The following is a 548-nucleotide window of genomic DNA, read 5'->3' as shown; positions in this document are numbered from 1 at the left end:
TTGCTTGCCGGAAAACGTCAATCGTCAAACTTTTGCTTGGGAGTTGTTTGATGCAGGTAATCCCAACTCAACCACGCTCACACTGCTCAGAGATCTACCAAAACATAAGGAGCTGGCAGAAATCAGTGCCGTTGAAACGATGGCAAGGCGAAGTGATGGGAGCGTTTTCCCGGTGCTGTTCTCATTAACGACCTTTCCTTGGCACGGAGAGCTGTATTTTCTTGCCACCCTCATCGATATCAGTAAACGCAAAAAGGCTGAACAATCGCTACAACTCATCAACCAAGAGCTAGCGCAGCGGGTAGAAGAGCGCACGCAAGCGCTACGTCAAGCTCAGGAGCAATTGATTGAATCGAGCAAAATGGCGGCGTTGGGCCGCATGTCGAGTGCGATTACCCACGAGTTGAATCAACCTCTTACCGGATTGCGCACCCTTCTCACCACCAACGAGTTATTAGCAGAACGCGGCGAAACCGCCATGATAAAGGCCAATAATGTGCTCGTGCAAAAGCTTATTTACCGCATGGCAAGCATGACGAGCCAGCTCA

Annotated in this window: 1 protein-coding gene; it reads left to right on the top strand. The window is 50.2% G+C overall.

Annotated elements, in window-relative coordinates; all coding sequences use genetic code 11:
• The coding region (locus R7Z50_RS30225; protein WP_318150111.1) for a PAS domain S-box protein at window positions 1-548 on the top strand (548 nt) is incomplete at both ends.

The sequence above is a fragment of the Vibrio sp. 1249-1 genome, assembly GCF_033340495.1.
The sequence above is the reverse complement of the archived record's forward strand: the minus strand, read 5'-3'. Positions and strand labels throughout refer to the sequence as shown.